This window comes from Paenibacillus sp. FSL P4-0081, assembly GCF_000758565.1.
Lineage (GTDB): Bacteria > Bacillota > Bacilli > Paenibacillales > Paenibacillaceae > Paenibacillus_AQ > Paenibacillus_AQ phytohabitans.
Window position 1 is genome coordinate 3,490,974 of the sequence record NZ_CP009280.1, and the last position, 22,645, is coordinate 3,513,618.

33 protein-coding genes and 1 tRNA gene are annotated in these 22,645 nt (G+C 40.6%); 27 read left to right on the forward strand and 7 right to left on the reverse strand.

The features are described from left to right. Positions 1 to 48 precede the first annotated feature (48 nt). The 4 genes from P40081_RS14720 to P40081_RS14735 all read left to right on the forward strand — a co-directional run bounded on the left by P40081_RS14720 (position 49) and on the right by P40081_RS14735 (position 3,757). Positions 49 to 2,292 (forward strand): phage tail spike protein, encoded by a 2,244-nt coding sequence (locus P40081_RS14720; protein WP_331281720.1) that lies wholly within the window; start codon positions 49 to 51, stop codon positions 2,290 to 2,292. Positions 2,293 to 2,356: 64 nt separating this feature from the next. Next, entirely contained in the window at positions 2,357 to 2,914 is a 558-nt protein-coding gene (locus tag P40081_RS14725; protein WP_042136441.1) for a hypothetical protein, read from the forward strand. A gap of 22 nt (positions 2,915 to 2,936) precedes the next feature. Further along, positions 2,937 to 3,332, forward strand: coding sequence for a hypothetical protein (locus P40081_RS14730; RefSeq protein WP_042136443.1), 396 nt, complete (start codon positions 2,937 to 2,939; stop codon positions 3,330 to 3,332). Positions 3,333 to 3,514: 182 nt separating this feature from the next. Further along, positions 3,515 to 3,757, forward strand: coding sequence for a hypothetical protein (locus P40081_RS14735; protein ID WP_042136445.1), 243 nt, complete (start codon positions 3,515 to 3,517; stop codon positions 3,755 to 3,757). Here P40081_RS14735 and P40081_RS36425 read toward each other — a convergent pair. After that, on the reverse strand, positions 3,729 to 4,547 hold the full coding sequence (locus P40081_RS36425; RefSeq protein ID WP_052421838.1) for a DUF4393 domain-containing protein: 819 nt from the start codon (positions 4,545 to 4,547) through the stop codon (positions 3,729 to 3,731). The genes P40081_RS14735 and P40081_RS36425 overlap by 29 nt on opposite strands. A gap of 215 nt (positions 4,548 to 4,762) precedes the next feature. Here P40081_RS36425 and P40081_RS14745 point away from each other — a divergent pair, with 215 nt between their 5' ends. The 9 genes from P40081_RS14745 (at position 4,763) to P40081_RS14790 (ending at position 11,634) form a co-directional block, all read left to right on the forward strand. Further along, the gene (locus P40081_RS14745; RefSeq protein WP_042136447.1) at positions 4,763 to 4,972 is read left to right on the forward strand and encodes a hypothetical protein; all 210 of its coding nucleotides are present in this window, start codon (positions 4,763 to 4,765) and stop codon (positions 4,970 to 4,972) included. Between the two features lie 18 nt (positions 4,973 to 4,990). Further along, positions 4,991 to 5,290: a hypothetical protein gene (locus tag P40081_RS14750; RefSeq protein ID WP_042136450.1), complete on the forward strand. Its 300-nt coding sequence runs from the start codon at positions 4,991 to 4,993 to the stop codon at positions 5,288 to 5,290. 185 nt (positions 5,291 to 5,475) lie between these two features. Beyond that, positions 5,476 to 5,844, forward strand: coding sequence for a hypothetical protein (locus P40081_RS14760; RefSeq protein WP_042136453.1), 369 nt, complete (start codon positions 5,476 to 5,478; stop codon positions 5,842 to 5,844). Next, positions 5,841 to 6,122: a ubiquitination-like system serine protease family protein gene (locus tag P40081_RS14765; protein ID WP_042136455.1), complete on the forward strand. Its 282-nt coding sequence runs from the start codon at positions 5,841 to 5,843 to the stop codon at positions 6,120 to 6,122. Before P40081_RS14760 ends, P40081_RS14765 begins: the two co-directional genes overlap by 4 nt. Then, positions 6,122 to 6,922 (forward strand): M15 family metallopeptidase, encoded by an 801-nt coding sequence (locus P40081_RS14770; protein ID WP_052421839.1) that lies wholly within the window; start codon positions 6,122 to 6,124, stop codon positions 6,920 to 6,922. Before P40081_RS14765 ends, P40081_RS14770 begins: the two co-directional genes overlap by 1 nt. A gap of 2 nt (positions 6,923 to 6,924) precedes the next feature. Next, positions 6,925 to 7,140 carry a phage holin gene (locus P40081_RS14775; RefSeq protein WP_042136461.1) on the forward strand — a complete coding sequence of 72 codons (216 nt, stop codon included), beginning with the start codon at positions 6,925 to 6,927 and terminating at the stop codon, positions 7,138 to 7,140. Positions 7,141 to 7,272: 132 nt separating this feature from the next. Beyond that, a complete protein-coding gene (locus tag P40081_RS14780) occupies positions 7,273 to 9,867 on the forward strand; it encodes a lipase/acyltransferase domain-containing protein (protein ID WP_042136463.1) in 2,595 nt (864 codons plus the stop codon). Positions 9,868 to 9,891: 24 nt separating this feature from the next. Further along, positions 9,892 to 10,449, forward strand: a complete 558-nt coding sequence (locus tag P40081_RS14785; RefSeq protein ID WP_042136464.1) for a hypothetical protein — start codon at positions 9,892 to 9,894, stop codon at positions 10,447 to 10,449. Positions 10,450 to 11,100: 651 nt separating this feature from the next. Further along, positions 11,101 to 11,634 carry a hypothetical protein gene (locus P40081_RS14790; protein ID WP_042136466.1) on the forward strand — a complete coding sequence of 178 codons (534 nt, stop codon included), beginning with the start codon at positions 11,101 to 11,103 and terminating at the stop codon, positions 11,632 to 11,634. Positions 11,635 to 11,689: 55 nt separating this feature from the next. Here the strand turns inward: P40081_RS14790 and P40081_RS14795 are convergent, their stop codons facing one another. After that, positions 11,690 to 11,917, reverse strand: a complete 228-nt coding sequence (locus tag P40081_RS14795; protein WP_197074359.1) for a hypothetical protein — start codon at positions 11,915 to 11,917, stop codon at positions 11,690 to 11,692. Between the two features lie 218 nt (positions 11,918 to 12,135). Between P40081_RS14795 and P40081_RS39355 the strand changes: the two genes are divergently transcribed. Both P40081_RS39355 and P40081_RS14805 read left to right on the forward strand, forming a co-directional pair. Next, the gene (locus P40081_RS39355) at positions 12,136 to 12,996 is read left to right on the forward strand and encodes a hypothetical protein (protein ID WP_231575359.1); all 861 of its coding nucleotides are present in this window, start codon (positions 12,136 to 12,138) and stop codon (positions 12,994 to 12,996) included. A gap of 254 nt (positions 12,997 to 13,250) precedes the next feature. Continuing rightward, the gene (locus P40081_RS14805; protein WP_042136472.1) at positions 13,251 to 13,469 is read left to right on the forward strand and encodes a hypothetical protein; all 219 of its coding nucleotides are present in this window, start codon (positions 13,251 to 13,253) and stop codon (positions 13,467 to 13,469) included. Positions 13,470 to 13,505: 36 nt separating this feature from the next. On the opposite strand, the gene P40081_RS38495 is transcribed toward P40081_RS14805, so the two are convergent. The 3 genes from P40081_RS38495 to P40081_RS14820 form a co-directional block, all read right to left on the reverse strand. Further along, positions 13,506 to 14,696 (reverse strand): hypothetical protein, encoded by a 1,191-nt coding sequence (locus tag P40081_RS38495; RefSeq protein ID WP_156118619.1) that lies wholly within the window; start codon positions 14,694 to 14,696, stop codon positions 13,506 to 13,508. Positions 14,697 to 14,866: 170 nt separating this feature from the next. After that, positions 14,867 to 15,538, reverse strand: a complete 672-nt coding sequence (locus P40081_RS14815; protein WP_042136476.1) for an SOS response-associated peptidase — start codon at positions 15,536 to 15,538, stop codon at positions 14,867 to 14,869. Positions 15,539 to 15,574: 36 nt separating this feature from the next. Then, positions 15,575 to 16,438: an ATP-dependent DNA ligase gene (locus P40081_RS14820; RefSeq protein WP_042136478.1), complete on the reverse strand. Its 864-nt coding sequence runs from the start codon at positions 16,436 to 16,438 to the stop codon at positions 15,575 to 15,577. Positions 16,439 to 16,596: 158 nt separating this feature from the next. On the opposite strand from P40081_RS14820, the gene P40081_RS14825 reads away from it, so the two are divergent. From P40081_RS14825 to P40081_RS14835, 3 genes are all read left to right on the forward strand, one after another. Further along, a complete protein-coding gene (locus P40081_RS14825; RefSeq protein WP_042136480.1) occupies positions 16,597 to 16,794 on the forward strand; it encodes a hypothetical protein in 198 nt (65 codons plus the stop codon). Continuing rightward, on the forward strand, positions 16,791 to 17,009 hold the full coding sequence (locus tag P40081_RS14830) for a LexA family protein (protein ID WP_042136482.1): 219 nt from the start codon (positions 16,791 to 16,793) through the stop codon (positions 17,007 to 17,009). The genes P40081_RS14825 and P40081_RS14830 overlap by 4 nt, the downstream gene beginning before the upstream one ends. A 306-nt stretch (positions 17,010 to 17,315) precedes the next feature. After that, positions 17,316 to 17,795, forward strand: a complete 480-nt coding sequence (locus tag P40081_RS14835) for a YhjD family protein (RefSeq protein ID WP_042136484.1) — start codon at positions 17,316 to 17,318, stop codon at positions 17,793 to 17,795. 16 nt (positions 17,796 to 17,811) lie between these two features. Here P40081_RS14835 and P40081_RS14840 read toward each other — a convergent pair whose 3' ends face one another. After that, positions 17,812 to 18,036: a helix-turn-helix domain-containing protein gene (locus P40081_RS14840; protein WP_042136487.1), complete on the reverse strand. Its 225-nt coding sequence runs from the start codon at positions 18,034 to 18,036 to the stop codon at positions 17,812 to 17,814. Between the two features lie 128 nt (positions 18,037 to 18,164). On the opposite strand from P40081_RS14840, the gene P40081_RS38500 reads away from it, so the two are divergent. The 9 genes from P40081_RS38500 (at position 18,165) to P40081_RS14865 (ending at position 21,889) form a co-directional block, all read left to right on the forward strand. Next, positions 18,165 to 18,335 carry a hypothetical protein gene (locus P40081_RS38500; protein WP_156118620.1) on the forward strand — a complete coding sequence of 57 codons (171 nt, stop codon included), beginning with the start codon at positions 18,165 to 18,167 and terminating at the stop codon, positions 18,333 to 18,335. Positions 18,336 to 18,364: 29 nt separating this feature from the next. Then, the gene (locus P40081_RS38505; protein WP_156118621.1) at positions 18,365 to 18,535 is read left to right on the forward strand and encodes a hypothetical protein; all 171 of its coding nucleotides are present in this window, start codon (positions 18,365 to 18,367) and stop codon (positions 18,533 to 18,535) included. Between the two features lie 36 nt (positions 18,536 to 18,571). Further along, the gene (locus tag P40081_RS39010) at positions 18,572 to 18,739 is read left to right on the forward strand and encodes a hypothetical protein (RefSeq protein ID WP_197074360.1); all 168 of its coding nucleotides are present in this window, start codon (positions 18,572 to 18,574) and stop codon (positions 18,737 to 18,739) included. A gap of 137 nt (positions 18,740 to 18,876) precedes the next feature. After that, the gene (locus P40081_RS14845) at positions 18,877 to 19,122 is read left to right on the forward strand and encodes a DUF7667 family protein (protein ID WP_042136489.1); all 246 of its coding nucleotides are present in this window, start codon (positions 18,877 to 18,879) and stop codon (positions 19,120 to 19,122) included. Positions 19,123 to 19,327: 205 nt separating this feature from the next. Then, positions 19,328 to 19,867 (forward strand): hypothetical protein, encoded by a 540-nt coding sequence (locus P40081_RS14850; protein WP_156118622.1) that lies wholly within the window; start codon positions 19,328 to 19,330, stop codon positions 19,865 to 19,867. Continuing rightward, on the forward strand, positions 19,860 to 20,375 hold the full coding sequence (locus tag P40081_RS14855) for an accessory gene regulator ArgB-like protein (protein WP_042136492.1): 516 nt from the start codon (positions 19,860 to 19,862) through the stop codon (positions 20,373 to 20,375). The genes P40081_RS14850 and P40081_RS14855 overlap by 8 nt, the downstream gene beginning before the upstream one ends. A 4-nt stretch (positions 20,376 to 20,379) precedes the next feature. Then, positions 20,380 to 20,505: an AgrD family cyclic lactone autoinducer peptide gene (locus P40081_RS38510; RefSeq protein WP_156118623.1), complete on the forward strand. Its 126-nt coding sequence runs from the start codon at positions 20,380 to 20,382 to the stop codon at positions 20,503 to 20,505. A gap of 9 nt (positions 20,506 to 20,514) precedes the next feature. After that, the gene (locus P40081_RS14860) at positions 20,515 to 20,907 is read left to right on the forward strand and encodes a LytTR family transcriptional regulator DNA-binding domain-containing protein (RefSeq protein WP_042136494.1); all 393 of its coding nucleotides are present in this window, start codon (positions 20,515 to 20,517) and stop codon (positions 20,905 to 20,907) included. Between the two features lie 565 nt (positions 20,908 to 21,472). After that, positions 21,473 to 21,889 carry a LytTR family transcriptional regulator DNA-binding domain-containing protein gene (locus P40081_RS14865; protein ID WP_042136495.1) on the forward strand — a complete coding sequence of 139 codons (417 nt, stop codon included), beginning with the start codon at positions 21,473 to 21,475 and terminating at the stop codon, positions 21,887 to 21,889. Between the two features lie 473 nt (positions 21,890 to 22,362). Here P40081_RS14865 and P40081_RS14870 read toward each other — a convergent pair. After that, positions 22,363 to 22,434: transfer RNA gene (locus P40081_RS14870), tRNA-Val, on the reverse strand. Positions 22,435 to 22,645 lie beyond the last annotated feature (211 nt).

The window sequence follows — 22,645 nt, forward strand, 5'->3', positions numbered from 1 at the left end:
TATTTTTTGTTAAGGAAAATTTTCCTTGGCTAATAAGGAGGTTAGAAGTTGGATTTCTTAGAATCTTACGATAAGAATATGGTAGCAATCGGTGCTTTGGTTAAGTCCTATGATGTTACCAGAAAACGCCGCATTAACTCAGATTATGAATTGTCTTTTTTGGTACCCATGAATTCAAGGGACTATCTTGAAAAGATACAAATCAAAGGTCACATTAAAGATGAGCGCGGCCAGTTCTATGTAATTAACAGCCGATCCCGGGTCCGGGAGGATCGAAAGTTGACGGCATCTATCATGTGCACCCACGTAATGTTCAAGCTTACCGATTTCAAGTTTCCATACTCCTCGTACATTGCCGAAGCATATGGAGTGCATATTTCACAACTTACAAATCTAATCTCTGCTGCAACCGGTGGACGGTTTACGTTTTCGATTGATGATACGTTTGATCTTTCTGATGTTAAGGATTTCGGACAAGGAAATTGTCTTCAGGCGCTAAATAAGGTCATTGAAATGTACGGATGCGAGATAGAGGCGGATAACTTTGTCATTCACCTCAAAAAGCAAATCGGTAAAGATGAAGGCATGCAGTACCGAATACAGAAAAACATTGTCTCAGATCAATTTAAAGATGATGCTTCATCGCTTGTGACACGCCTGTTTTGCCAAATGAAGGACGGTAGAACGTGGATAGGTCAACCTGCATCGATCCTCACCAACGAAGAGAGAACACTGCTGGGGGATGTACCAGGGGCAATTGTTAACGGCATTCTGCAAGTCAATTATCTCATCTCTCCATATGCCGCGAGCTGGGGGAGTAATTCGGTTCCGTACTTTGATGGGGAAATAATTGAACAGGATATTGAATCAGTAGCCGATCTCTTAGAGGCCGGGAGAAAGACACTGAGAGAGAAGGAAATCCCAAGCTTTGAAGTTACAGCGGACAGCACAGACCTGTACAAGATTAGAAGCAATGCGGTAAAACCAAACCTCGGGGATACCGCCTATTGCTATGATCCAGATATCGGGCTGAACAATCTTAAATCACGGATCATGGAGTTAACGGAATACCCGTACACCAAGGAGAAACATGCACAAGCGGTGCTATCTAACGTTGAAATTAAAGATATGGATGATATTATTGCAGATCTGGATAAGAGCAAGAAACTCGTTGACAATCTCTATTCAAATGGACGTATCCGAACAGAATTGTTTGAAGCGGTGGCAAAGCAAGTCATTACAGATATCAATAATTCAAAAACGGAACTGATTTACCCGGAAGACGGCGGAATCCTTGCGCGTGAAAAAACAAACCACGATCGGCAAGTTCGTCTAACCTCAGTAGGATTAGGTATATCCACTGATGGGTGGCAGACCATCCGTTCAGCAGTGACGGCAGCAGGTGTGCTGGCAGAAACGGTTGTAGGCCAGTTTGGTAGCTTCGTATCCATGCTGATTGGCAGCGGAAATGCAGTTACCCAAATTAATACAAACGGGATAGCAGCTGGACATGCTAACTTCAATGAAGCACCCTTTCGAGTAGATATGAACGGGAATTTGGTCGCGAACAAATTAACGGCCAATTCAGCTTCCATCGCAAACTCAAACTTTTCAGGCGGGGCTATTGTAGGATCATCGATAAATGTGGGTAATGGCAAATTCACAGTGAACTCACAGGGGGACCTTTATACAAACGGAGGAATTTTGGTAGGGGGCTCAATTATCGGTTCAACTATAAATGTAGGCGGCGGTAGATTTACAGTAAGTTCATCCGGTGATGTTTACGCTGAAGGTGGAGTATTTGCTGGAGGAACAATAACAGGTGCGAAGTATCAAACCTCCAGTAATTTGTGGCCGAGAGTTGTTATTGATCCTTCTACCGTTGCGTTTGGGATTTATGCAGATGCTAATAATGGGATACTAATTCCTGCTTATGATGGGGGAGTAAGTAAGATCCGTTTTCTGGCAAACGGGAATGAGTCCACAATATACAACTCTCCCGGTGTTGGTCTTGCGTTAAGTGCTTATGGTAATTTGACATTAGGCGGGGATAATGTAGTTTTAGCTCCAGTTGGGAATGTGCGGATACCTTCTTGGACTAATCTGAGGAACATTTCAGGGACATCACTTCAGAGTGAACTTGACTACATTAGTAGCGCAATTGCAGCTTTGTGGAGTGCGCTGAACAATAAATCGAATGTCGGTCATACTCACAGCGTTGCTCTGGGAACGCACAATCACGGCATACCTGGCGCAGTTAATTGGGGCGGCACGTTCACCACTTCTTCTTAAGTTGAAACTTTTTCAGGTTTATGACGATAATAGAGGTAACAAATTCCAAAAAGGAGCTGTTACCTTGAAAAAGTTTATATCTGGTTTTGTCGTAGGCGCGTTGTTGTTTGGTGGAGTCTCAGCCTTTGCTGCTTCAGGGTTAATTGGACAGAAGGTGCAGGGTCTCTACAGTATCGAAAAGGCAGGGGTCAAGGTTGCTGATGCAGTTATTATAGACGGTTCAGCCTATGCACCTGTACGGGCTGTGGCAGCCGCTACAGGTACGGGGCTGACTGTAGAAGGGAAGAAGATCATTATGCAGGATGTGTCAACAGCCCAAGCGCCAGCTGCAACACCAGCACAGGGGAGCACAAAGACACTCGCGGAATTTCAGATTGAGCGTAACAAAGTTTCTGCTGAAATTGATCAACGGCAAACTAATATTATAGATTTAGAGAGTAGTCTCATTCCGACTTTTGAGGCTCAAGCGAAAGAACTAAGTGGAAATGGGAAACTGGGAGAAATGGCTCAGAAGACAGCCGATGAGTATAAAGCAGTAGTCGTTAAGCAAAAAGCAGAGATTGTTACGCTCCAACAACAACTTACTGATATAGATGCTCGAATCGCAGCTCTGCAAAAATAACATACCCTTTGGAGAATATTATATGAACAAAATATTAATTATCATCTTTTCAAGTACTCTCCTATTCGGAGGAGTCCATAGTATCTCTTTAGATAGCCTATCTTCATCAACGACTGTATCAGATTCAGATAAGGCTGGATTGAGTGATCGCTTAGTAATGTTAAGGATTGAGCGTGATGAATTGGAGTCTCAGATTTTAACAACAGAATCCTTCATAGACAGCTACAAGAAAAATCAGGTGGATAAATGGGGAAATGAAATAGAGAAAAACCCAGACTCTCCCATGATTCCGAAATGGGAAGAAGCATTTAATGACACTAGTGAATATTTGGAACAGCTTAAAGCTGATCTTGTCACGCTTCAACGACAACTCACTAATGTAGATGCACAAATAACAGCACTAAGCAATAAACCGTAGTACGAGGAAAAAGTAATATAAGCCACGAGTGATAAGCATTAACATATCATTCGTGGCTTTTTTTATTTTGTCCTAATTACCGTACTAATAACGGATAGTAGGAGTCGTTAATCAAAAGTATCCTATAACTAAGAAGGTCTCTCCTGTGGAGGGGCTTAGTTTGTTCATAGGAGGAATTAAGAATGGATGAGCAACGGATCAGGGAGATTGTGAGGGAGGAACTGGCTAGTTTTGCGGAACTTCAGAAAAAGATTGAAGAGCTGGAGAAAGATCTGATCTTGTCAAAGCAACAGATGCTCCAAACCCTTCAATTGATTAACGAAAATTTCTCTGAACAATTATCAAAATTAATGGACGATCAAAGAGATTCGCTTCTCAATATAGCACTGAACGAAATTAGTCGGCAGTTTGGTAGCAAGAATTAATAAACATGTCACCGTATACCGTAAATGCCCAATTTCCTTTTTTGAAATCTATGGATCTACCAGATATCCAAGGGAACCTTTCGGTGTTGCTATAAAGATTAATGCATTCTTCTAGAATTGGATGATTATCCAAAACTGAATAATAATCTGCTCCTTCAAATTTTTTATCGTAGTCTCCATTTATAAGTGATAATCTCCTAATATTTTGAATGGCAGAACGGTAATGGTAACTATTTTCTAAATTCATTTCTGGAAATGGCATGATATCATCCAACAGTAAACTATAAGATCTTGATATCCTTGTTTGGTCCGAATCTTCATATGCAACAATTGAGGCAATCGGTAAATTACGTTCTTGGGTTAATGTACTTAAAATTTTCGCATCAAAAGGAGAAAGCTGCTTTATCACTTCAACAAATGAAGGATGTGTAAGATCTTGCTTTTCGCTATCCATGGACGATGCAATCAATTGTGCGAAAAGATTACGTATTTCGTCATGTTCTATGTGATACTTAGCAGCCTCTAATGTAGGGCCAACTATATTTAATGGGGGCTCTACAAGTCTATCCGAGGGTATTTCTGCTACCTTAGATTCTATTTCTTCCTTAAACTTGTTAATTCTTGGCTCCAAAGAATTTCTTGCTGCATGAATGGGAGAAAAGACTAACCAGAATAGATTCCCGAGTCCTTCCCCAAGTTCAGTAGTTGGTTTCGATAAAACATTCTTGGATAATTCATTTACAGGGATTCCGAGAGCGCCCACTACTTCGGAAATTTTTTTAACATCCATAAACAAACCTCTCTTCTTTAGAAAATAGGCTAACATCCTACCTTTCGACAGAATGGGCGGTTTTTCCTGTGGAACACCAGTTCTAATAAACAGAGAAGTCAACTTCTGAATTCCCGTAGTACTACAGCATCCGCAATCAACTAAACTATAGATATAAGAAAGCCTCTCCAATTCATTGGAGGGGCTTTTACTCTTGTCTGAAAGGAGGAAACATATTGGTAGTTGTAAAGAAAGTGGAATTATCGATCGATCTCACCAGACCAGCAGAAGAGCTTGTTGATTCAATTATATCGGTTCTGAGCTTTTTCCCAGGTAGACAACAAGAAATCCTACAGCAGGTTGATCATACAGTCGGAGAAATGCTGGCAGCGATGCAGCCAAAAGAAGATTTGGAACCAGCAGAAAAGACAGAAGATTCACCATAGAGAGAAAGGAGCGGGGGAATGGATAGCAATGACGTATCTAATTTAGAGAAGCTGCTGCCACTGGCGGATAAGTATGGTCTGGCCTACATTGTTGCGCTGATTTTGCTGATCATCGTGGTAACCCTGGTCAGATCGATTGTAAAAGGCAACTTGGTTCCGCGTGAACTGCTGGATCGCGCTGAAGAAGATCGGGACCGGCTGCAGGCAATCTTGGACAAAGAGCGTGCGGATTTCATGGCTCCAACGCTGGAAGTGCTGCAACGCCTTAAGATTGATCACGCTACCACAAACGGTAGCGATGAGGATAGGGGAGGATAACGTGCTGTGTAATTGGATCAAACGGCTATCACCCCGGAACCGCGAAAAAGAGAGAGAGCTACACCAAGCGTCCGGCCGGGTGACTGTCTCTATTCGACGCTATAAAGATGCGTCAAAAGAGATTCAGGAGGAAATTGCGAATAACGGGTTTGCCGAATTTTTAATTTATGATCGGGGTGTTAATCATGGGGGGCATTGATATCTTGCTGCTGATTGCTTATTCTATATCGTTCATCTGTGCGCTGCTGCTTATGGCCGCGCTTTTTTTATACTTCCGGAAGAGATTCCGCGCCCGGGTGGTGAGTCTGTTCATGCTGGCCGCATTCTTCTTTCTGGGGGCTTATACGGTCAAGATGGCCGTAGCCTTCTGGATTCGATTCAGCAGTGTATCCGGCGACTCCGCTGTCTATGCTGCGCTGAAGTCGCAAGGCTGGGCTATTGCTCAGACCGGTACCACGCTGGGCTTGCTGATCCTGACCGTACTCATGTATACCCGGCGGCAGGATCTGTTTATGATCTTCCCGGCCGTACGGGAGAAAGAGGAAGAATCATGATTCTTCACCCTATAGAGTGGAGCGCTGGGGAGAAAGCCTGGCGCTTCTTTTGTCCGGGTTGCAAACAGTTCCATCCCATTGTTGAAGGTCAGTGGCAGTTTAACGGTGACATGGAGCGCCCGACATTCTCACCGTCATTACTTGTTGGAGCTGGCACAAATGAAGTGTGTCATAGCTTTATTGTCGATGGGAAAATTCAGTATCTCTCGGACTGCTTTCACGAACTGGCCGGGTCCACAGTTGATATGCCGCATTCAGAGCGGAAGGGGATGAAATAATGCTTACATTGGATCAAGTAAAGCTTAAATCCATGTCCAAGATTGAGAAGTTGCATCCGGTCCTTGTGGCGGCCACAATCGCGCTAATTGAGCGTTGCTATGCCCGGGGAGTCAATATAGTCATTACCCAGGGGCTGCGGACCATCGCGGAGCAGGATGCACTCTACGCGCAGGGTCGCACGAAGCCCGGGCAGATCGTAACCAACGCCAAAGGCGGCACCAGTTACCATAACTACGGGGTGGCTATTGATTTCGCGCTGCTGCTTAATGATGGCCGTGTCGTCTCCTGGGATACAAAGCTAGATGTCGATAAAGACGGCGTGTCGGATTGGATGGAAGTAGTAGACGAGGCTAACAAGCTGGGCTTTGAATGGGGCGGGGATTGGACCAGTTTTAAGGATCTCCCACACCTGCAGATGACATTTGGCTTGAGCACGGCACAGATGCGGGCAGGCCAACAGCCAGCGGCAGCAAAGGTAGCAGCGGCTTATGCCGTCATTGATAAATTACAAGGGGAGGTTGAAGGGGATATGAACAAGATTACTGAGCTGGAGGGTATTGTCACAAAGCAAGATGAACGCATATCCGCCCTGGAGAAGCGTCTGAACATCTCTGGCAAGGAAACATACGCCAAGGACTACGAGAAGGCCATACAGGCAGCTAAGGACGCAGGCATCATCACTACTTCGGCAGACAAGTCAAAGCTTGAACTAAATGTAATCACAATGCTGGTGAATGTAGGGCTGGCGAATAAGGCTCTGATTTCATTTTTCAAAAACTTTAAATCCGAGGTGAAGTAATCATGAAAAGCAAATGGCGCAACTATGGTATGTGGGTATCCTTGACGGCAGCCTTGTTGCTGGGTGTGCAGACAGTGGGGGCAATCTTCGGTGTGGAGTTTACTCCAGACAAATACGATCAAGTTACCGTGGCGGTGAATGCGATCCTTGGCGTGCTGGTTGTTCTGGGGATTGTGAGCAATCCAGAAGTGGGTAAAGGGTATGTGGATAAGGAATAAATATATTTGCCCACCGACTTCGGTTGGTGGGCTGTTACGCTTAGAATAAATGTATTTATTAAAAAGAAGGGAATTGATATAATATGGTGAATTATAGGAATATTTGAAAATGAATTTTTTAGGAGGCTTAATGTGGAAGCACAGCCATTCATTTTATTTGTGCCAGGTATAAAAGGTAGTGAACTGTTTGAGGGGGATAACAAAAGATGGTTTCCAAAAAACCTAGATGATTTTAATGCATTGAATTTCAATAATACCCTAGAAGCAAAGGGGCTCTTGAGTATTGTAAATGCATTCGGATTTTATAAAGCAGAGATCTATAAAGGCATGCTTGATCATTATTCCCCTGAGAATTTTGCATTTTTTGCGTATGATTGGAGACAATCGCTTATCGATATAGTTGACCAATTAACAAGAAAAATTGTAAACGAGAGCCAAGATCACGAATCGATTGTGCTGGTTGCTCATAGCATGGGCGGAATACTATCAAAAATGGCAATCCATCAACTAGATTCTCTAGGATTACATAACAAGGTGTCAAAATTTATAAGCGTAGGTACTCCTTGGCATGGATCTCCCGACGCTTACAAAAGTTTAGTTTTTGGTGAGCCAGGTTTATTCAGCAAGTTTTCGCAAGTTTTACAGATGTTTGATGATGAAAAAACTCGTTTATTAGCTGCTCAATTACCCTCTGTCTATCAACTGCTTCCAAGTAAACATTATTATAATAATTTGGAACAAGGAAAATTTTTGATAGGTGAAGATAAAGATGTGACGTATGAAGAAATGCTTTTAAAGGCGCAGTCGCTATTTAACAAACAATATTTTGACACATACGGAATCAGTGCTTCAGTTCCAAATATATGGAATGATATTATGAAACCTGTTCAAGATATTATTCAATTACCAATGCCTGATTATATAGATCATGATTGCTTAGTTGGGTGCGAGGTCCCAACAATATACAAAATCCCATTTACAACTGACAAAAAAAGGTTACCCTTTAAGAAAGATTGTGTATTTGATAATGGAGATGGCGTAGTTCCGTTAATGAGTGGAATTCCACTTCATCAAGCAAATATTTACTATTGCAAAGGCGAACATAAAAATTTAACTAATTTGGAATATGTGTTAAATTTTATTGATTGGTCAGCTAATGGTAAGAACAGTGAACTGCCACAAGATATTAGTCCCGAACCTTTATCTAATGTGTTTAATCGGAAAGTTTTAGCAAAAGTTCTTTGTCCAGTGGATTCAACAGTTATGGATTCGCAGCATAAGTATATAGCAGGAGTATTTGATACGAGCTTAGAAGATATAAGTCATTTAGCTAATGACGATTCCATTATGTATTTTAATGTTGGTGAGGCAAAATACATTTTCTTTAATGAAGAGGTAGATGAAGATATTATTATAAAAATAAATTCATATGATACAGGTGTGGCTGATGTCTCAGTTAAATATTTTGATGGCGATGAGGTCACGGAACAAAGTTTTGATCCTATTCCGGTGTCTGATGAGGTTGCGGCAATTGTACGGATACCATTATCACGTGAAAATAAAGATGCAGACTTAATTGTTAATGAGGTGAAATATGAATATAAAAAGCGGAGTTACACTAAGCAAATAAATACTGCTGAAGGTGAGGCAGTTCCTAAATTAACAATAAAGGTTCAAGGGGATGAACGTATTAAGTACAGACCCCTTTTTTCTGGTTCAATTGTAATGAAAATAACTGCAGATAATAATGACCTTGTCGAAAATATATATTATTCAGTAGATGATGGGGTTCCGAAAAAATATATTCAAGCTGAAGAACTTGTACTTGATTCTGGAATTCATAAAATTAAGGCTTTTGGGAAAGATATTTACAATCGCTCACTGTTAGCAAAGGACTATAATTTCACTATTGATAATAATAACCCAAAGACAAAAATAAATATCAACATTAATCCAGAAGGCATCATTGTTGTTTTTGACAGTATTTCACTGGGCGGTGCTTCAAAAACTTTTTACCGATTAGGTGATCAAGATTTTCAGGAGGTACCTCAAGGTGAAGAGTTAACTGTTCCAACAACTGAATTATTGAATGACATCAATTCATTCGTTAAATTGGATTACTATTCCGAAAATGAATTCGGAAAAACAGAGGACATCAAGAGTCTTAAATTAAGTTTGGGGAATATACCGATATTAATGTGGGAAGAAACAACATCAGCGATAACGCCAGATCTGATTTGGGGTAATATATTTAAACATGACTCTATAGGACTTGAAGAATTTAATATTAGTTTTATTGATGTAAAAGGCTCCAAAGTCACTACGGGCACAGTCGTTCCAGACAATGTTAAAGGCGTGTCTTTTAAGTCGGAACTTATTGAGATAGAAGCTCGTTACGCAGAAAAATATTCTCTCTATTTTGAGGGGGCACCAACAGAAGTATTAGAAGTTGGGCAGACATGCAACTTTTCATTTCAACTTCTTACTGAAAGAAGTAAAGAAATGATTACGAATACTTCACCTGTAGTTAGATTGAAAGCTTTCAGGAATAGGATTCCTGACATACTTGTTAGGGATTTAATTGAAAAAGACGGTATTTTTTATGGACAATTTGTTGTTGATGAAATCTTTAAACAACATAAATTCAAATTAGTAATTACTGATGTCAAAAACACTAATCCAGCATTACGTGAAATACCGCTTATAATGAAGGAAGATGAAGAATAGCTGAGAAGGAGGTGAAGTGAAAAGATGAAAACAATAATAATAATTCAAATGGCATTATTATTATTCATTTTTACATTCACCTTTCTTCTCTACAGAGCAAAGACTTGGAAGGCATCAACAATTATTAATAAAGGTGAGGCAATTTCGATCACTTTCCAGTTAGCACTTGTTGTTTGGGCTTTCTTGTCTCTTGTAACAGGGATTTTTTATTTCTTCCTAACTACAAAACCTGAATTATCAGGTTTTGTTTTATCTGTAATTTTAATACCGCTAATAATTTTATTTTATTTCGGTATTAAAGTTCTTGTTAATTCCAATAATACAAAAAAATCTATTTACGAAATTAACACTAAAAGTAAAGAGGTTATTTTATGGTCGAAATCATTCCCGTTTTTGTCAAAAGATCAAATTGAGTTGAACGTTTATTTATCAAAGGGAAAAGCAGTCGGGAGAGTAACCGTTCATGGGGTAAATGAACACGAAGCTAATCTTATTAAAATGAAAAAATCCGGCTTACCTCCTGAGATTTATTTAAATGTTATTATGGAAAACGATGAGAATAGCAATTTAAATAAACACTAATTAATAAAATATTACTTCGCATCCCCTGCAATTGACGGCAGGGGTTCTTTGTGTTTAGGAAAATTTTCTTTATCGCCACATAAACTAGAAATTTACGTGATTATATCCATAGCTTGTTTGCAGTAGCGGAATGTGATAATGTAATTTTGTAATGAGCTTACACTCCAAAAGCTCCTTGGTTAACGTATTAATACGTTGAAAAGGAGGTGAGTCATACCATGAAAATAGATCCGCGTTTTGTGTTGATTTGGATCTTGTTTGTGCTGTTAGTAATAATGTCATTTCTGATCGTTATGCTTAAATACTAAACTAATGATGCTTTTGGACCGGTATCTTTCCCTTTGGGGGAGGATATCCCGGTCAAAAGAATAAATATATATAGAAATTACGAAAAACCTCTGCTCGAAATAATTCGATGCAGAGGTTTTTTTGTTTAGGCTTGTAAAAAGGGAATGGTAGCGCGTCATAATGTGTCCAGGAAAATTTTCCTTATAGACACATACATAAAGCCCAGGATTTGATATCCTATGTAAGTTACACGAGACGGAGGAACCGGCAGTGTAATGCTCCGCGTACCATTATTTGTTCTGTAAATCTTTATTTCTTTTACGGTACCATGGTAAAATTTAGGTGAAATATTGGGGGATAAACATGAAAAAGAGTTTGTTGACTTTATTGTTTTTGGCTTTTCTCACTGCCTGCGGATCTTCAAAGAGTGGGATTAATGAAGATGATCTCGCTATTGTAAAAGTGGACAATGAAAAGGAAATTGTAAAGTATGGGATGAGCCAGGAGGAGGCTGAAAAGATACTTGGTACTGGAAAAAAAACCACCACATTTAGTACATATAGTTCAGGAATTTCAATCATGTACAGAGACGGTGCAGTAGTATGTATTTTTATTGACGAGGAATCCAAGGGGAAATATAAAACAATCCAAGGAGCAGAAGTAGGGATGTCAAAGAAAGAATTAATTGACTTGTACGGAGAAACTGGAGCATTCAGTTTATCAGAAATACAATTAGACTATGTTTATGATTCCACAAATAAAAAATACCTAACAATAGATGAACAGAGTTCAAATAATGATCTAAAAAGTTATCAAGTATCAGTAAGGTTTAAAATGGATGGTGGCGCTCGGTTAATTAGTTTGCTAGATCGTCAGTCCGCCATGCTTGGAAGATAATAAATGTTAAATTATAGTTCAAAATAACCGTCCCGACCATAACTGTGGGGACGGTTCATTCATTCGTTTCACCCTCAATCCGTAGCCTAATTACTCGTGAAATACTCTCCACATCAATGTATGGCACCCAAACTGGCCCCTCAATCGTATTGATCTTAACTCGCTCTGGATCAGCAGATACCTCTGCAATACCCTTTATCTTGTCCCCATTTAATAGCCATACAACAATCATTTCTCGTCTTACAGCTGCGATCTTCAAGCTTTGCTTAAGTTTTTTGTCCATGATCATACCTCGGGTCTTTTCTGATTATTATACACCTCGTCTGATATCGAAAGCAGAATTTTCCTTACCAGTGGTACGGAGTTCATGTCCTATTCTTCAATCCACATATTTCCTCATTAACCCTTAAGTGTATTGTAAATTCCTGTCGATAAACAGACTGTTTGTTCGCCTTTATATAGTGTAGGCTTGATGCATACATATTAAAGGAGATGGATTTTTTGAAGAAAAAACTACTTGGTTTCATAGTTCTATGTTTACTGGTCTTGAGCGTTGCACCTAATTTAACTAAGGCTGCTGAAAGTCCGATGGGATTATTGGATGGAAAGGTAATAGATACAGGTTCTAGTTATAATAATAAAAAAGGAACAACGACGGCTGTTACAGATAACAATGATTCCACAGTTTTTTCATTAGTAAGTGAGCGAAGTGACACGAGTGTAACAGATACATTGTTCTATACTTTCACAACTCCTCTTAGCATCAATTCATATAAACTTTATATTCCAAATTATACAGGTGGGACTGTATCAATTTTCTTTATTGACAATAACGGCACTACTATTGCACAAAGTATTTCCCATTCTGTGATTCCTGGTGATAATAATATCTATTCACTTTCTAGTCCTATAACCAATGTAAAAACAGTTGTAGTTTGGCAATACTCAGCACCTTCTTACAATGTTGCTGAGTTCAATTTATATAACATAGAACCTGAACCGACTGTAACACCAACTGTAGAGCCTACTTTTACACCAGAACCGACCATTGAGCCAACACCAACAGTTACTCCTGCACCTTCACCAACCGTAACTCCTTCTCCAACTCCAGAGCAGCCAACAGGCGACCGTGCAATCCTGGTTGTAACGATGAACACCGGACTTGAAAAAGAGTTTGACCTGAGTATGACGGAAGTGAATGCTTTCATTGCTTGGTACGAAAATAAGCAGTCCGGTTCAGGCACAGCCTCATACGCCATTGATAAGCATGATAATAATAAAGGGCCATTCACTAACCGGAAGGATTACGTGATATTCGATAAAATCTTAACCTTCAGCGTGGATGAATATTCTGCAGAATAGTATCTTCTCTTAGCTCACCCTGCCAGCAATGGTGGGGTGTTTTTATGCGTTCAGGATAATTTTCCTCACCCACATATACATAATGTTCCAAATGAATTATTCTATATTTATGAATAATGAAAATTATCAATATAGAGATACATACTTTTTGATTTGTCGTCCAGCAGCTTTATGGATTGGATTCTTTTTATTATTGTTGGTGTTTATTTTGTTTTACTGGATTTACAAATATCGAAAGAAGAGAAAAAGACAGCATGAATAATACATACAAAGTCCTGCGGAGTGACATTGACTTTCTAGCGGCAGCACTGGCTCAATCCAAGGTGTCTGTCTGGTACCGGGAAGATCCGGACCCTATCGGACACCTTATGGATTATGGGGGAATAGTAGAGGGATACACACCGGAATCGATTAAGATAGCCGGCGCTCGGTTTGTCCGGGAACGATTTGAATTTCGCGCATACATAAAATAACCCGCCGGGCTTATGCCTGACGGGTTTTGTTTTGGTTTACTCTGTTGTGTATTCATTTACTTCAAAGGTTAGAATCTTATCGTGTATCACGTATTCTGTTCGTTTGCTGAATGGGCCTTTGTTGTTATCATGCTTATCGATGCCATATCGGACAGATCCGTTCGCTGAATCGTACCAGTTCAAGAAAGCAGTTATCTCTTCTGATGTTAGGTCGAATTCTTTTTCTAGACCGGTGTTCATGGTTAGAACCAGAATAGCACGACCTCTTGACGGCTGTTCAGGAGATGGAGATGGAGTTGGAGACGGCGATGGAGACGGCGATGGAGTCACTATAGGCGTTGAAGTAGGAGTTGCCGAAGGAATGGTAGGCTCTCCATAAACATTTATAGTCATATAGTTATGTCCATCTCCTAAGCCGGTAACCTTCATTGATCTAACCCCAGGTATTGATAAACCAGTTTTGTTCTCCGCTGTTCCTGTTCCTGTAGGAGTATATGATTGGATTAAGTTTTTCTGATCGATATCTGAATAAAAATCATATCTTATTCTCTCAACGTAAAGTTGTCCTTTAGTATAGATTCTGGTAATAGTTGTTTCATTATCTAAATGAAGTATGAAATACGCATTATTAGAAAGGGTGTTGCCTGTACCATCAGATCCATCCGCAATTCTTGACTGCCAAGATTTAGCACTAATCGATCCGTCAGAATTATATATGGGAATATTAATAGGATTTAGTAATGTTTCCCCAGTATCCGTATCAGGGAATAAGTTGAATTCATATATTTTAACAGTCTGCCAAGAAGTTGTGTTAGATACAACCACTTTAGAGACGTTTTTCACATATACATTTTGTTTCGTCCCTGTATTTAGGGAGGCTTCGGTACTACCTATGTATGTATCGGTAGAGTCATAATAATCAATTTTAATATTTGCATAATCGGCTAATAATCTATATGAATTAACGGTAATTGGTGAAGAAAACTGATACCACAATGAATCTTTATTTGGAGCATAAGGTGATGATGTATCAAGTGTAACAAAAGTTGATTCATCGTTATCAGTGGCAAGTGATGTTGTATTTGATACAGAAGAACCATCAATTCCTTGATTCATCGTTTTTTCATTTAAGAAGCCATTAGTACTAGAAGAAGCATTGGTAACAGAGATTACACTTACTGCTGTGAAAATAAGAAAAAATACTAGCAATAATTTAATTTTTTTCATTAATTACACTCCTTATTATGTATTGTCGCTATTGAGTTTACAAAACTTAACAAGGATTGTCTAAACATATATGTCTATATCTGCAATAAAGTGAGCGAACAGTAGTATTTATTTTTTGATCCCATTAGAAAAAGAAACAACCCCGCCAGATTTGTTGCCGGGGTTGTTTCTTATCCGATATCTTCTAGTAATTCCTTAGTGTTATTCCGTACGTTGCCTACAGTTGAAGGGACCTTATAAGCCCTCATCATTGAAGCATCATATGGCTTCAGAAGCTTTAATAAGGATTCGACATCGTCATTGTCTTTCCCCAGCCAATCAGCTTCATCTTCAGGACGCAAGATCACCGGCATGCGGTCATGTATGTCCTCCATGAGACTGTTTGGGGTAGTGGTGATGATGGTGCAGGTGCTCAATTTCTTTCCTTCCGTATCTTCCCAAGTGTCATACAATCCGGCGAAGGAGAAGAGGCTGCCATCACTCATGAGGATTCGATATGGCTGCTTGCTGGTCCCGTCCTTTTTCCATTCATAAAAACCGTCAGCTGGTATAATGCAACGCTTGGATTTAAGCAGCCGTTTAAAGGCGGGCTTCTCAGCGACTGTCTCCGCGCGGGCATTGATCATCTTACTGCCGATCTTATCGTCTTTGGCCCAGAACGGCACCAGCCCCCAGCGCAGTTCCCCAAGGCGTTTTCCTTCGTCACTGGCGATCACTGCCGGGATATTATGCATAGGTGCGACATTATAGTTTGGCTTTAAAGTAGCTATTTTGGTGTCATCGATTAGGTAATGAGTAATTAACTCCTCAAGCGTGACTGTAATTGTAAAGCGTCCACACATATAATCAACCTCCAGATAAGGATGTTTCTATAATAATCAAGTTATGAACTGTTCAAACACTGGTGTTCTCAGCATGCCAGATTTGGTCCAGTTCCTCATACGAACCTTGGCCCGCAGCCGGGGCTCCAGGTGTACGAACTCCTTATCCTCCCCGGTAACGAGTTGGCCGGCCACTCCCCGGAATGCTTGCTTGTGGAGCGGGGATGCCCCAAACTCAATTATCCCAGCCGGACGCAGTTTACCGGACGTACCGGAAGGTACTGCAGCAAGCCAGCCAAATTCCTGCTTACGATAACCTGTGATATACACCTCTGCATACGTCCAGTTAATTACCTTCTGCCAGGCGTGGGAGCGGCGGCCGGTCTCATAGATGCTATTCTTGCGCTTAGCTACAACGCCCTCCATACCCCGGGCTTCTATTTGCTCAAACAGAGCCTCGCCTGTACCGTCTATATACGGCACAACGCCAAAGCTGGCAGAGGGGAGGGATAATCCTGCAAGGATCTCTTTGCGGCGCAGCAGCGGCAGCCCACGGAGGTCCTGGCCTTTGTATTGCAGGATATCAAAGATTGCGTAATAGGCTGGCAAGGTGTCCGTGAGTTTGAGAATCTTGTCTGCCCGCCGAGATTGGAAGCGGCTCATGACAGCCTCAAAATCTGATACGCCGGTTGCCGGATCTACGCAGGCGACCTCGCCGTCCAGGATTACATCATCTTCAAACGGCAGCTGCAGTTCAGGGTACTGCCGGGTGCAGTCGTTGTCATGCCGGGTGTACAACCGGACCTTTCCGGCTTGCTGGGAGTATATCAGCCGGTGGCCGTCTATCTTTGGCTCATATATAAAATCGCTGTGGCTAAACGGCCCGGGAGCCGTTTGCAGCAGCATAGGACTTTTAAACATAGTTTCACCTCTACGTTTATTATAAAGGCCATCATGGAGAAGATGGTCAGGTAAGTGCTGGAAGCATGGAACGTTTGTTCTATTTTTCCATTGCTTAAAAATCTTCGGCTCGGTTATAATACAAACAAACGTTCTTATTATACCGGAGGCGATCAGTCATGAAAATGAGTATCGGCCAAACGATTGAAATGATATACCTGGACAAAGCAGGCAAGATCACTCAGCGGAAGATTGAAGTAAATGGAATTCGTGACGGCCGTATCCGGGCTACCTGCCTCACTACCGGCGCGCCTCGGGTATTCCTGGTTGAGAATATTCTAGCGTGGAATCTTGTAAAGAGGGGCGTGGTGGCATGAAACCAATAACACAACGGCAACGCGCGGCATTGCATGCAATCATAAAACTCACGGAATCTCAGGGATATCCTCCAACCGTTCGAGAAATCATGAAAGAAATTGACCTTACATCCAGTTCAACGGTGCAAGTCTTATTAGATAAATTAGAGGAAAAAGGGTATATAAAGCGACAGGGCAATACTCCACGAGCCCTTAAGGTGCTGCGCCGTGCTTGATGATACACCTCGTAAGCTACTTCGGATCATCGCCCAATATCGATACCATTTCCGGCGGGTGCCGACAATCCGGGAGCTGGGAAAGTTAAGCGGGCGCAGGCCAGCGGATGTGATCAATGGTTTTAAGGTGTTGGCAGCAGAGCACTATATAGCATGGGACCCAGCCTAACCAATAGAGACGGCCACAATCATTGAGGGGTGGGAGCGGCACGTACCTTACGATACAGCACCGCAGGGAGGCGCACAGAGCCCCGGGCGCAGCACTAATATAGATTACTGGTTGTACCATTAAGGGGGCTTTACATAATGAGTAAATTGGACGGGAATGAGCGATGGAAAACTAAGATGGTTTTGACTGAACATGTGGATCAATACGATCAGGAGATTAAAGCGGAGGGGGCCGGTAACAAGATACTTACCGTAGAGGAGCGGACAATGGTGCGTGACCTCATATTACTGCCATATATCGAGACTATGGTCGATAAAAGCCTCCGGGAGATTGAGCTCTCTGGCAGCATACTGAAGAGGGCCTATTTAATGGCTGGACAAAGCATACAGCGCCGGATCACACAGGATACGTATCAGCTGAAAAAGGAACTGAAGCAGCGGAACATAAAAGTGGTGCCGGATGAACAGGAAGAGTTCTTGGTTTATCATAAAATCTTTTGCCGGGGGCGACAGGAGAGGTTTGGTCTTACCCGTGACGTTATGCGTACAGAGATAAGCCTGCGGTTGACCCAGTATACTGCTGAGCTGGGAATGACATTAAAAAATCATTTTAAATAACAAAGCCCGTCAGTGATTATACTGGCGGGGTTTCTTCGTCTTCAGGCGTGTATTCAAGGATGTCATGTACCGAAACATTCAAGTATTTGCAAAGCTTGTCCAGTACATCCCGGGGATAACGTTCCATTGTGTCATTGTACAAACGTCTTACTATTTCAAAGTGGCAATCAGCCTCACGAGCTAATTCTCTAATGGATAGACCACGTTCATCAGCAATTGCCTTAAGCCTGGAATTAATCATGGACAACCCTCCTGTAACAAAATTAGCATGACAAAGAAAAGTTGTCAAATTATTATTGACAAAGAAAAGTAGTCAGTATAATATTGGATTATCGACAAACAAAGTTAGTCAATGAGGGGGCTAAACAAATGTATGAAGAGAATGAATATGAATTTGAAGTTCATTTCAGGGATCAGCCATATCTGGAAATAACTCGACGTGGTAAAACGCAGCTGGAAGCATTATTCAACGCAGAATGTGACTACGAAAACGAACCAGGTTACTCTGCAGTGATCTCAATAGATCCAAATAAAATCTAAGCCGGCGGGCATACACGGGAGGAATAGGGATGTTGAATAGCATGACGGTATCTGACTCGGAAAAGAAAATGATTGAAGCTATGAGAGCAACCGGCGTTACACCACACAACATGGTACAGATGGCACGGTCTCATGCAATCAAAATCAAAAGTATGGAGATTCACCACTATGACCAGATCGTAGATTCGCTGGCACAATAAGGGGCTACGGTCCCTCTAAAGGAGGAAATAAAGTATATGGATCAATGGAGTAATAATGCCTGCCTGGGGTACATCAGGGCTGCACTAGAGCGTAAGGGGTGGAGTGATAAGCAGATCAGAGAAGTAACCGGAGCTGTATATCATGAATTTGATTTCAAAACAGTAGACGAAGCCAAACGGATCTACGAAAGATCATTTGATTAATCCGCCTGATGAGCGCTGTCAGCGCCTTGGACCGGCTGCGGGGCTGGTCGAAACCTACCGGATTCTTATTGCCGGGATGGTCGTGGAATCCGCCATACGAGGGCTGCGCGCGTCCTCAATGTATAGGAGTGATAGTTATGCTGTACGCACACGAACGCATGGCTGAATTATGGACTATTCAAAAGCAACGTTCTCTTAAGAATTCCGAACAATTAGAAATGGAAATCTGTCAGCAAGCGAATGCATTGTACTGCTGGGATTGGGCAAGACTTAAGCATTTTTCTGTTATTGCATCTGAGACTAATGATGTTGAACTTCACCATGAAATTTGTGCTCAGATTGAGGAATTACAACTTACCGGAAAGGTCTCTAAGAAACATTGAAAGATCGCCGCCTGATAGACCTATATCGCAGTAAATAAGTAGTATACGCTATACCGGGACCAGATATATAATTAACCTATTGAATGAAAATTATGTCAGGCGGTGTTGTGATTTGTCGTGGGAGCCAATTCTATTCATTGTTTTTTCAACAATTGAAACGTTCGCAGTTTACTATGTGATGATGTCAATTTATAGGCTAAAACCCATGGAATTTATATGGGAAGCTTTATTCACAATTTTATTGATGGATTTGCAAAGTTTTGTACTAAGAGAGGAACTGTCGCTTTCGCCTCTCGTACCGTTGATCAACATCTTTTTATTTACGTTATTATTAAAAACGGTAGTAAGAGTGCCGATAATTTGGTCAATAATCATCTCAATTACTGGATATTTTCTCATGGTTTTAATACAAGTTGGGATTGTAAATTTATCATTTGGTTTATTGACTGTCGATGAAATACACGCCAGTCCTGTGAGGGGTTACCTATTGCAAGTATTAAGCGGGGTTATAGGAATAGCAATATTAAAGATATACAACTTTTTTGGAGGCGGATTTGATTTTGAATTCGAAAAACTGAAATTCAAAAGTGAAACAGTGATTGTGTATTTAATGATTATTGGCACTTTGTTATCTTCCGCAATTCTATTAAGTAGAAATAATTCATTCCTTGATGTGATTTTTATATCTATAGCGGTGTTATTTTTCTTATTCTATGCAACCAGAAAGGAAAAAGAGAGTGATTGAACATCTCGCACGCCTAATTGCCAGAAAAATAAAAAAAGAAGTTCCAAATCATCATGCTTCAACGGAAGTGCTGGAGTTTTCCTTATCAATATTAATTAATGCAGCTATGATCTTAATTTCTACATTTCTCATTTCTATTTTTACAGGTAGGATCGTTGAGACTATTGTTGCTTTGATTGCATTTCCTATACTCAGACAAGTGTCTGGTGGGTTTCACTTAAAGACAGGGATGGGCTGTGTGTTATTTACAACAATACTAATGACGGCCATATCTTATTCTGATTTTAACAACTCTACGATAGTTGTTTTGGGCATAATCAGTCTTTTACTAGCAATATTTTATGCCCCGTCCGGAATAGAAAATCAATCAAGAATACCAGAAAAGTATTATCCATTGTTAAAAGTGATCTCAATATTTATTATCAGTATTAATTTTTTCATTCTTTCACCTGTAATAGCATCGGCATTTTTTGTGCAAACTTTGACTTTAATTAAATTGAGGAGGTGATTTTATGAAAAAGGGAATATATAACATGGCGGCTACTGTTCTAGGCGTTCTTGCTGTAGGGTTTGTTTCCCCAGCAAGTATCTGGTATGTCTATGGGGGAGCAGTACCTAAGGAACTATTGAAAAAATAGGAGGTTTACATGACCTACTTCACAGTAACAAAAGATCCAGAAGGGGATACGGGTCTACATACAATAACAGTTGACGATATATTAATGTTTGAGTATTCCCGTAGATATAATAAAATTCTAATGACAACTGCAGAAGGTGTATTCTATACAGGCGGAACCTTGGCTTATTGGACGAATGCTTTCATCAATACCGGCAAAAACTTTATCCAGTCTGATAGAGGAACTTCGATAAATTTAGACAAGGTTATTTCAGTAGATACAATCTTGAGGGTTGTCTATTTTGATTATTATCATAACGGTAAGCAATTAAGGTGTACGATGTCTGAAAAGAGAAGCCCGTCAGTAATAAGGGAGCTTAGGCTACTTGAAGCAAGTGTCGATTTTATTAAAGAGCGCTTATAGCGCTCTTTTTTGTGTTCTCAGAAAAGTAAATAGGAGAAAATGTAGAATTATGTCGGTTTGTGAGTAATGTGAAAATATTTCGTCTGACGAATATGGATGTACATGGAATCTATGGAAGGTGTATTATTGAATTAAATAGAACGGGGGAAAATTTCTTGACATATACTCTTTAAACTCCTTCATTGCACGTTAGCTGGCGGGGAGTAGTAATCTACTCCATCTTGTTACGTTCGAGGATACTCATAAAGATCAGCTTCAACACATCCCAATACAAGACAGATGCCCCTGCTCAATAGAGGACCTGGTTGCTTGATCCCTCGTTCAATAAGAGATATCAAAGTATGGGAAGCTGATATATCATGGTTCTTCTTTAACTCAAAGGACAGTTGCTCTTGAGTTAACCCTCTGGATAACCTAAGGTCACGTAACAAGCACTCCCCTAAGCTGAGTGCCATAAATCCTCCAATTATTAAAATTTATTTAAGAAGGTGATTTTAATAGATTATAACACAAGGTTTAATTGATGGCACAATGTAAGGGCGAAGGAGTAAAGGAGGTTAAGTGTGTGATCTATATTACGGTGACTGAGAGCGAAGATGGGGCGGGAATACAGCAAATATTGGTTGAGGATATACTTTATATGCAACTGGACAATCAGCTGATAATTTCAGTATATACTCAAACCGCCAAATACTTTACTGTTGGGAATTTGAGATTTTGGGCATCGGCATTTGAAAAAGCAGGATTAAATTTTTTGCGGTTAGATCGTGGGGTCTTGGCAAACTCTGAGAAGATCAGAGCGATAGATTCTTATTACAAAATGGCGTACTTTGATGTTGTTATTAATAAAGACACTATACGGTGTACAATGTCTATCACAGGTTACAAGGCATTTTGCGAGATATATAACATTACTCAAAAAGGTAGCAAGACCGCTGCGAGCATAATGTTTAAAGGCTTGTCCTGGCAGACAAGCCTTTAAGAAAAAAACATATTCAAAATTTCACTTATAATGTACCACATTTTAAATCAAAAGGTAACGGTTTTGGACCGCCAAATTACTATTGACAAAACGCATTCAATTTTTTATTTAATGCTGACTGATTAACGATATGCATTTCGGAAGGGGAATAACCCATTGATTAAAACGTACACCATAACATACGACAAACCAATATCAAAAAAATACTTAGAGCATAAAGTAAGGAGTACACTCTCTTTCATGAATGGTACGCTTCCGGCGAAAGTCAAAGTCATTACTCCGGATAAGATGTACGAACTTAATTTATCTAAATAAACGAAACGGCTGCCCAAATTGTAAATAGGGTAGCCGTTTTTTGGTGGAAAAAAATCTCGTCCCCAATCCGTCCCCAATCTCATAAAGTTGAAGGGATGCTACAATCAAAAAAAAGACAAAACCCTTATAAAATAAGGGTTTTGTCAGGTGATGCAGTATAGGACGGATGGGGTTCGAACCCATGACCCCTACCCTGTCAAGATAGTGCTCTCCCGCTGAGCTACCGTCCTGCAACGAAATTTATAATACCATACGATGTGAGGGAATGGCAAGAATTTTTTATAACGAAGAAATAGACTGGATGTCATATGGGGTTTAATGGAAATAAATAGGAGGTATTGCTATGCTACTCTGGGGAAGCGGATCACGGCGGAAGAGAAGAAGGCCGGCCGTGATTTGACAGGTTAGATTAATCCCTTTACTGGCGGCAGATGATAAGTT

Excerpts from the sequence above, each read along its gene's own strand:
- P40081_RS14730 (WP_042136443.1), top strand. The coding sequence starts at position 2,937 with ATGAACAAAATATTAATTATCATCTTTTCAAGTACTCTCCTATTCGGA.
- P40081_RS14735 (WP_042136445.1), top strand. The coding sequence starts at position 3,515 with ATGGATGAGCAACGGATCAGGGAGATTGTGAGGGAGGAACTGGCTAGT.
- P40081_RS36425 (WP_052421838.1), bottom strand. The coding sequence starts at position 4,547 with ATGGATGTTAAAAAAATTTCCGAAGTAGTGGGCGCTCTCGGAATCCCT.
- P40081_RS14750 (WP_042136450.1), top strand. The coding sequence starts at position 4,991 with ATGGATAGCAATGACGTATCTAATTTAGAGAAGCTGCTGCCACTGGCG.
- P40081_RS14760 (WP_042136453.1), top strand. The coding sequence starts at position 5,476 with ATGGGGGGCATTGATATCTTGCTGCTGATTGCTTATTCTATATCGTTC.
- P40081_RS14765 (WP_042136455.1), top strand. The coding sequence starts at position 5,841 with ATGATTCTTCACCCTATAGAGTGGAGCGCTGGGGAGAAAGCCTGGCGC.
- P40081_RS14770 (WP_052421839.1), top strand. The coding sequence starts at position 6,122 with ATGCTTACATTGGATCAAGTAAAGCTTAAATCCATGTCCAAGATTGAG.
- P40081_RS14775 (WP_042136461.1), top strand. The coding sequence starts at position 6,925 with ATGAAAAGCAAATGGCGCAACTATGGTATGTGGGTATCCTTGACGGCA.
- P40081_RS14785 (WP_042136464.1), top strand. The coding sequence starts at position 9,892 with ATGAAAACAATAATAATAATTCAAATGGCATTATTATTATTCATTTTT.
- P40081_RS14790 (WP_042136466.1), top strand. The coding sequence starts at position 11,101 with ATGAAAAAGAGTTTGTTGACTTTATTGTTTTTGGCTTTTCTCACTGCC.
- P40081_RS14795 (WP_197074359.1), bottom strand. The coding sequence starts at position 11,917 with ATGGACAAAAAACTTAAGCAAAGCTTGAAGATCGCAGCTGTAAGACGA.
- P40081_RS14805 (WP_042136472.1), top strand. The coding sequence starts at position 13,251 with ATGAATAATACATACAAAGTCCTGCGGAGTGACATTGACTTTCTAGCG.
- P40081_RS38495 (WP_156118619.1), bottom strand. The coding sequence starts at position 14,696 with ATGAAAAAAATTAAATTATTGCTAGTATTTTTTCTTATTTTCACAGCA.
- P40081_RS14815 (WP_042136476.1), bottom strand. The coding sequence starts at position 15,538 with ATGTGTGGACGCTTTACAATTACAGTCACGCTTGAGGAGTTAATTACT.
- P40081_RS14820 (WP_042136478.1), bottom strand. The coding sequence starts at position 16,438 with ATGTTTAAAAGTCCTATGCTGCTGCAAACGGCTCCCGGGCCGTTTAGC.
- P40081_RS14825 (WP_042136480.1), top strand. The coding sequence starts at position 16,597 with ATGAAAATGAGTATCGGCCAAACGATTGAAATGATATACCTGGACAAA.
- P40081_RS14830 (WP_042136482.1), top strand. The coding sequence starts at position 16,791 with ATGAAACCAATAACACAACGGCAACGCGCGGCATTGCATGCAATCATA.
- P40081_RS14835 (WP_042136484.1), top strand. The coding sequence starts at position 17,316 with ATGAGTAAATTGGACGGGAATGAGCGATGGAAAACTAAGATGGTTTTG.
- P40081_RS14840 (WP_042136487.1), bottom strand. The coding sequence starts at position 18,036 with ATGATTAATTCCAGGCTTAAGGCAATTGCTGATGAACGTGGTCTATCC.
- P40081_RS38500 (WP_156118620.1), top strand. The coding sequence starts at position 18,165 with ATGTATGAAGAGAATGAATATGAATTTGAAGTTCATTTCAGGGATCAG.
- P40081_RS38505 (WP_156118621.1), top strand. The coding sequence starts at position 18,365 with ATGTTGAATAGCATGACGGTATCTGACTCGGAAAAGAAAATGATTGAA.
- P40081_RS39010 (WP_197074360.1), top strand. The coding sequence starts at position 18,572 with ATGGATCAATGGAGTAATAATGCCTGCCTGGGGTACATCAGGGCTGCA.
- P40081_RS14845 (WP_042136489.1), top strand. The coding sequence starts at position 18,877 with ATGCTGTACGCACACGAACGCATGGCTGAATTATGGACTATTCAAAAG.
- P40081_RS14850 (WP_156118622.1), top strand. The coding sequence starts at position 19,328 with ATGGAATTTATATGGGAAGCTTTATTCACAATTTTATTGATGGATTTG.
- P40081_RS38510 (WP_156118623.1), top strand. The coding sequence starts at position 20,380 with ATGAAAAAGGGAATATATAACATGGCGGCTACTGTTCTAGGCGTTCTT.
- P40081_RS14860 (WP_042136494.1), top strand. The coding sequence starts at position 20,515 with ATGACCTACTTCACAGTAACAAAAGATCCAGAAGGGGATACGGGTCTA.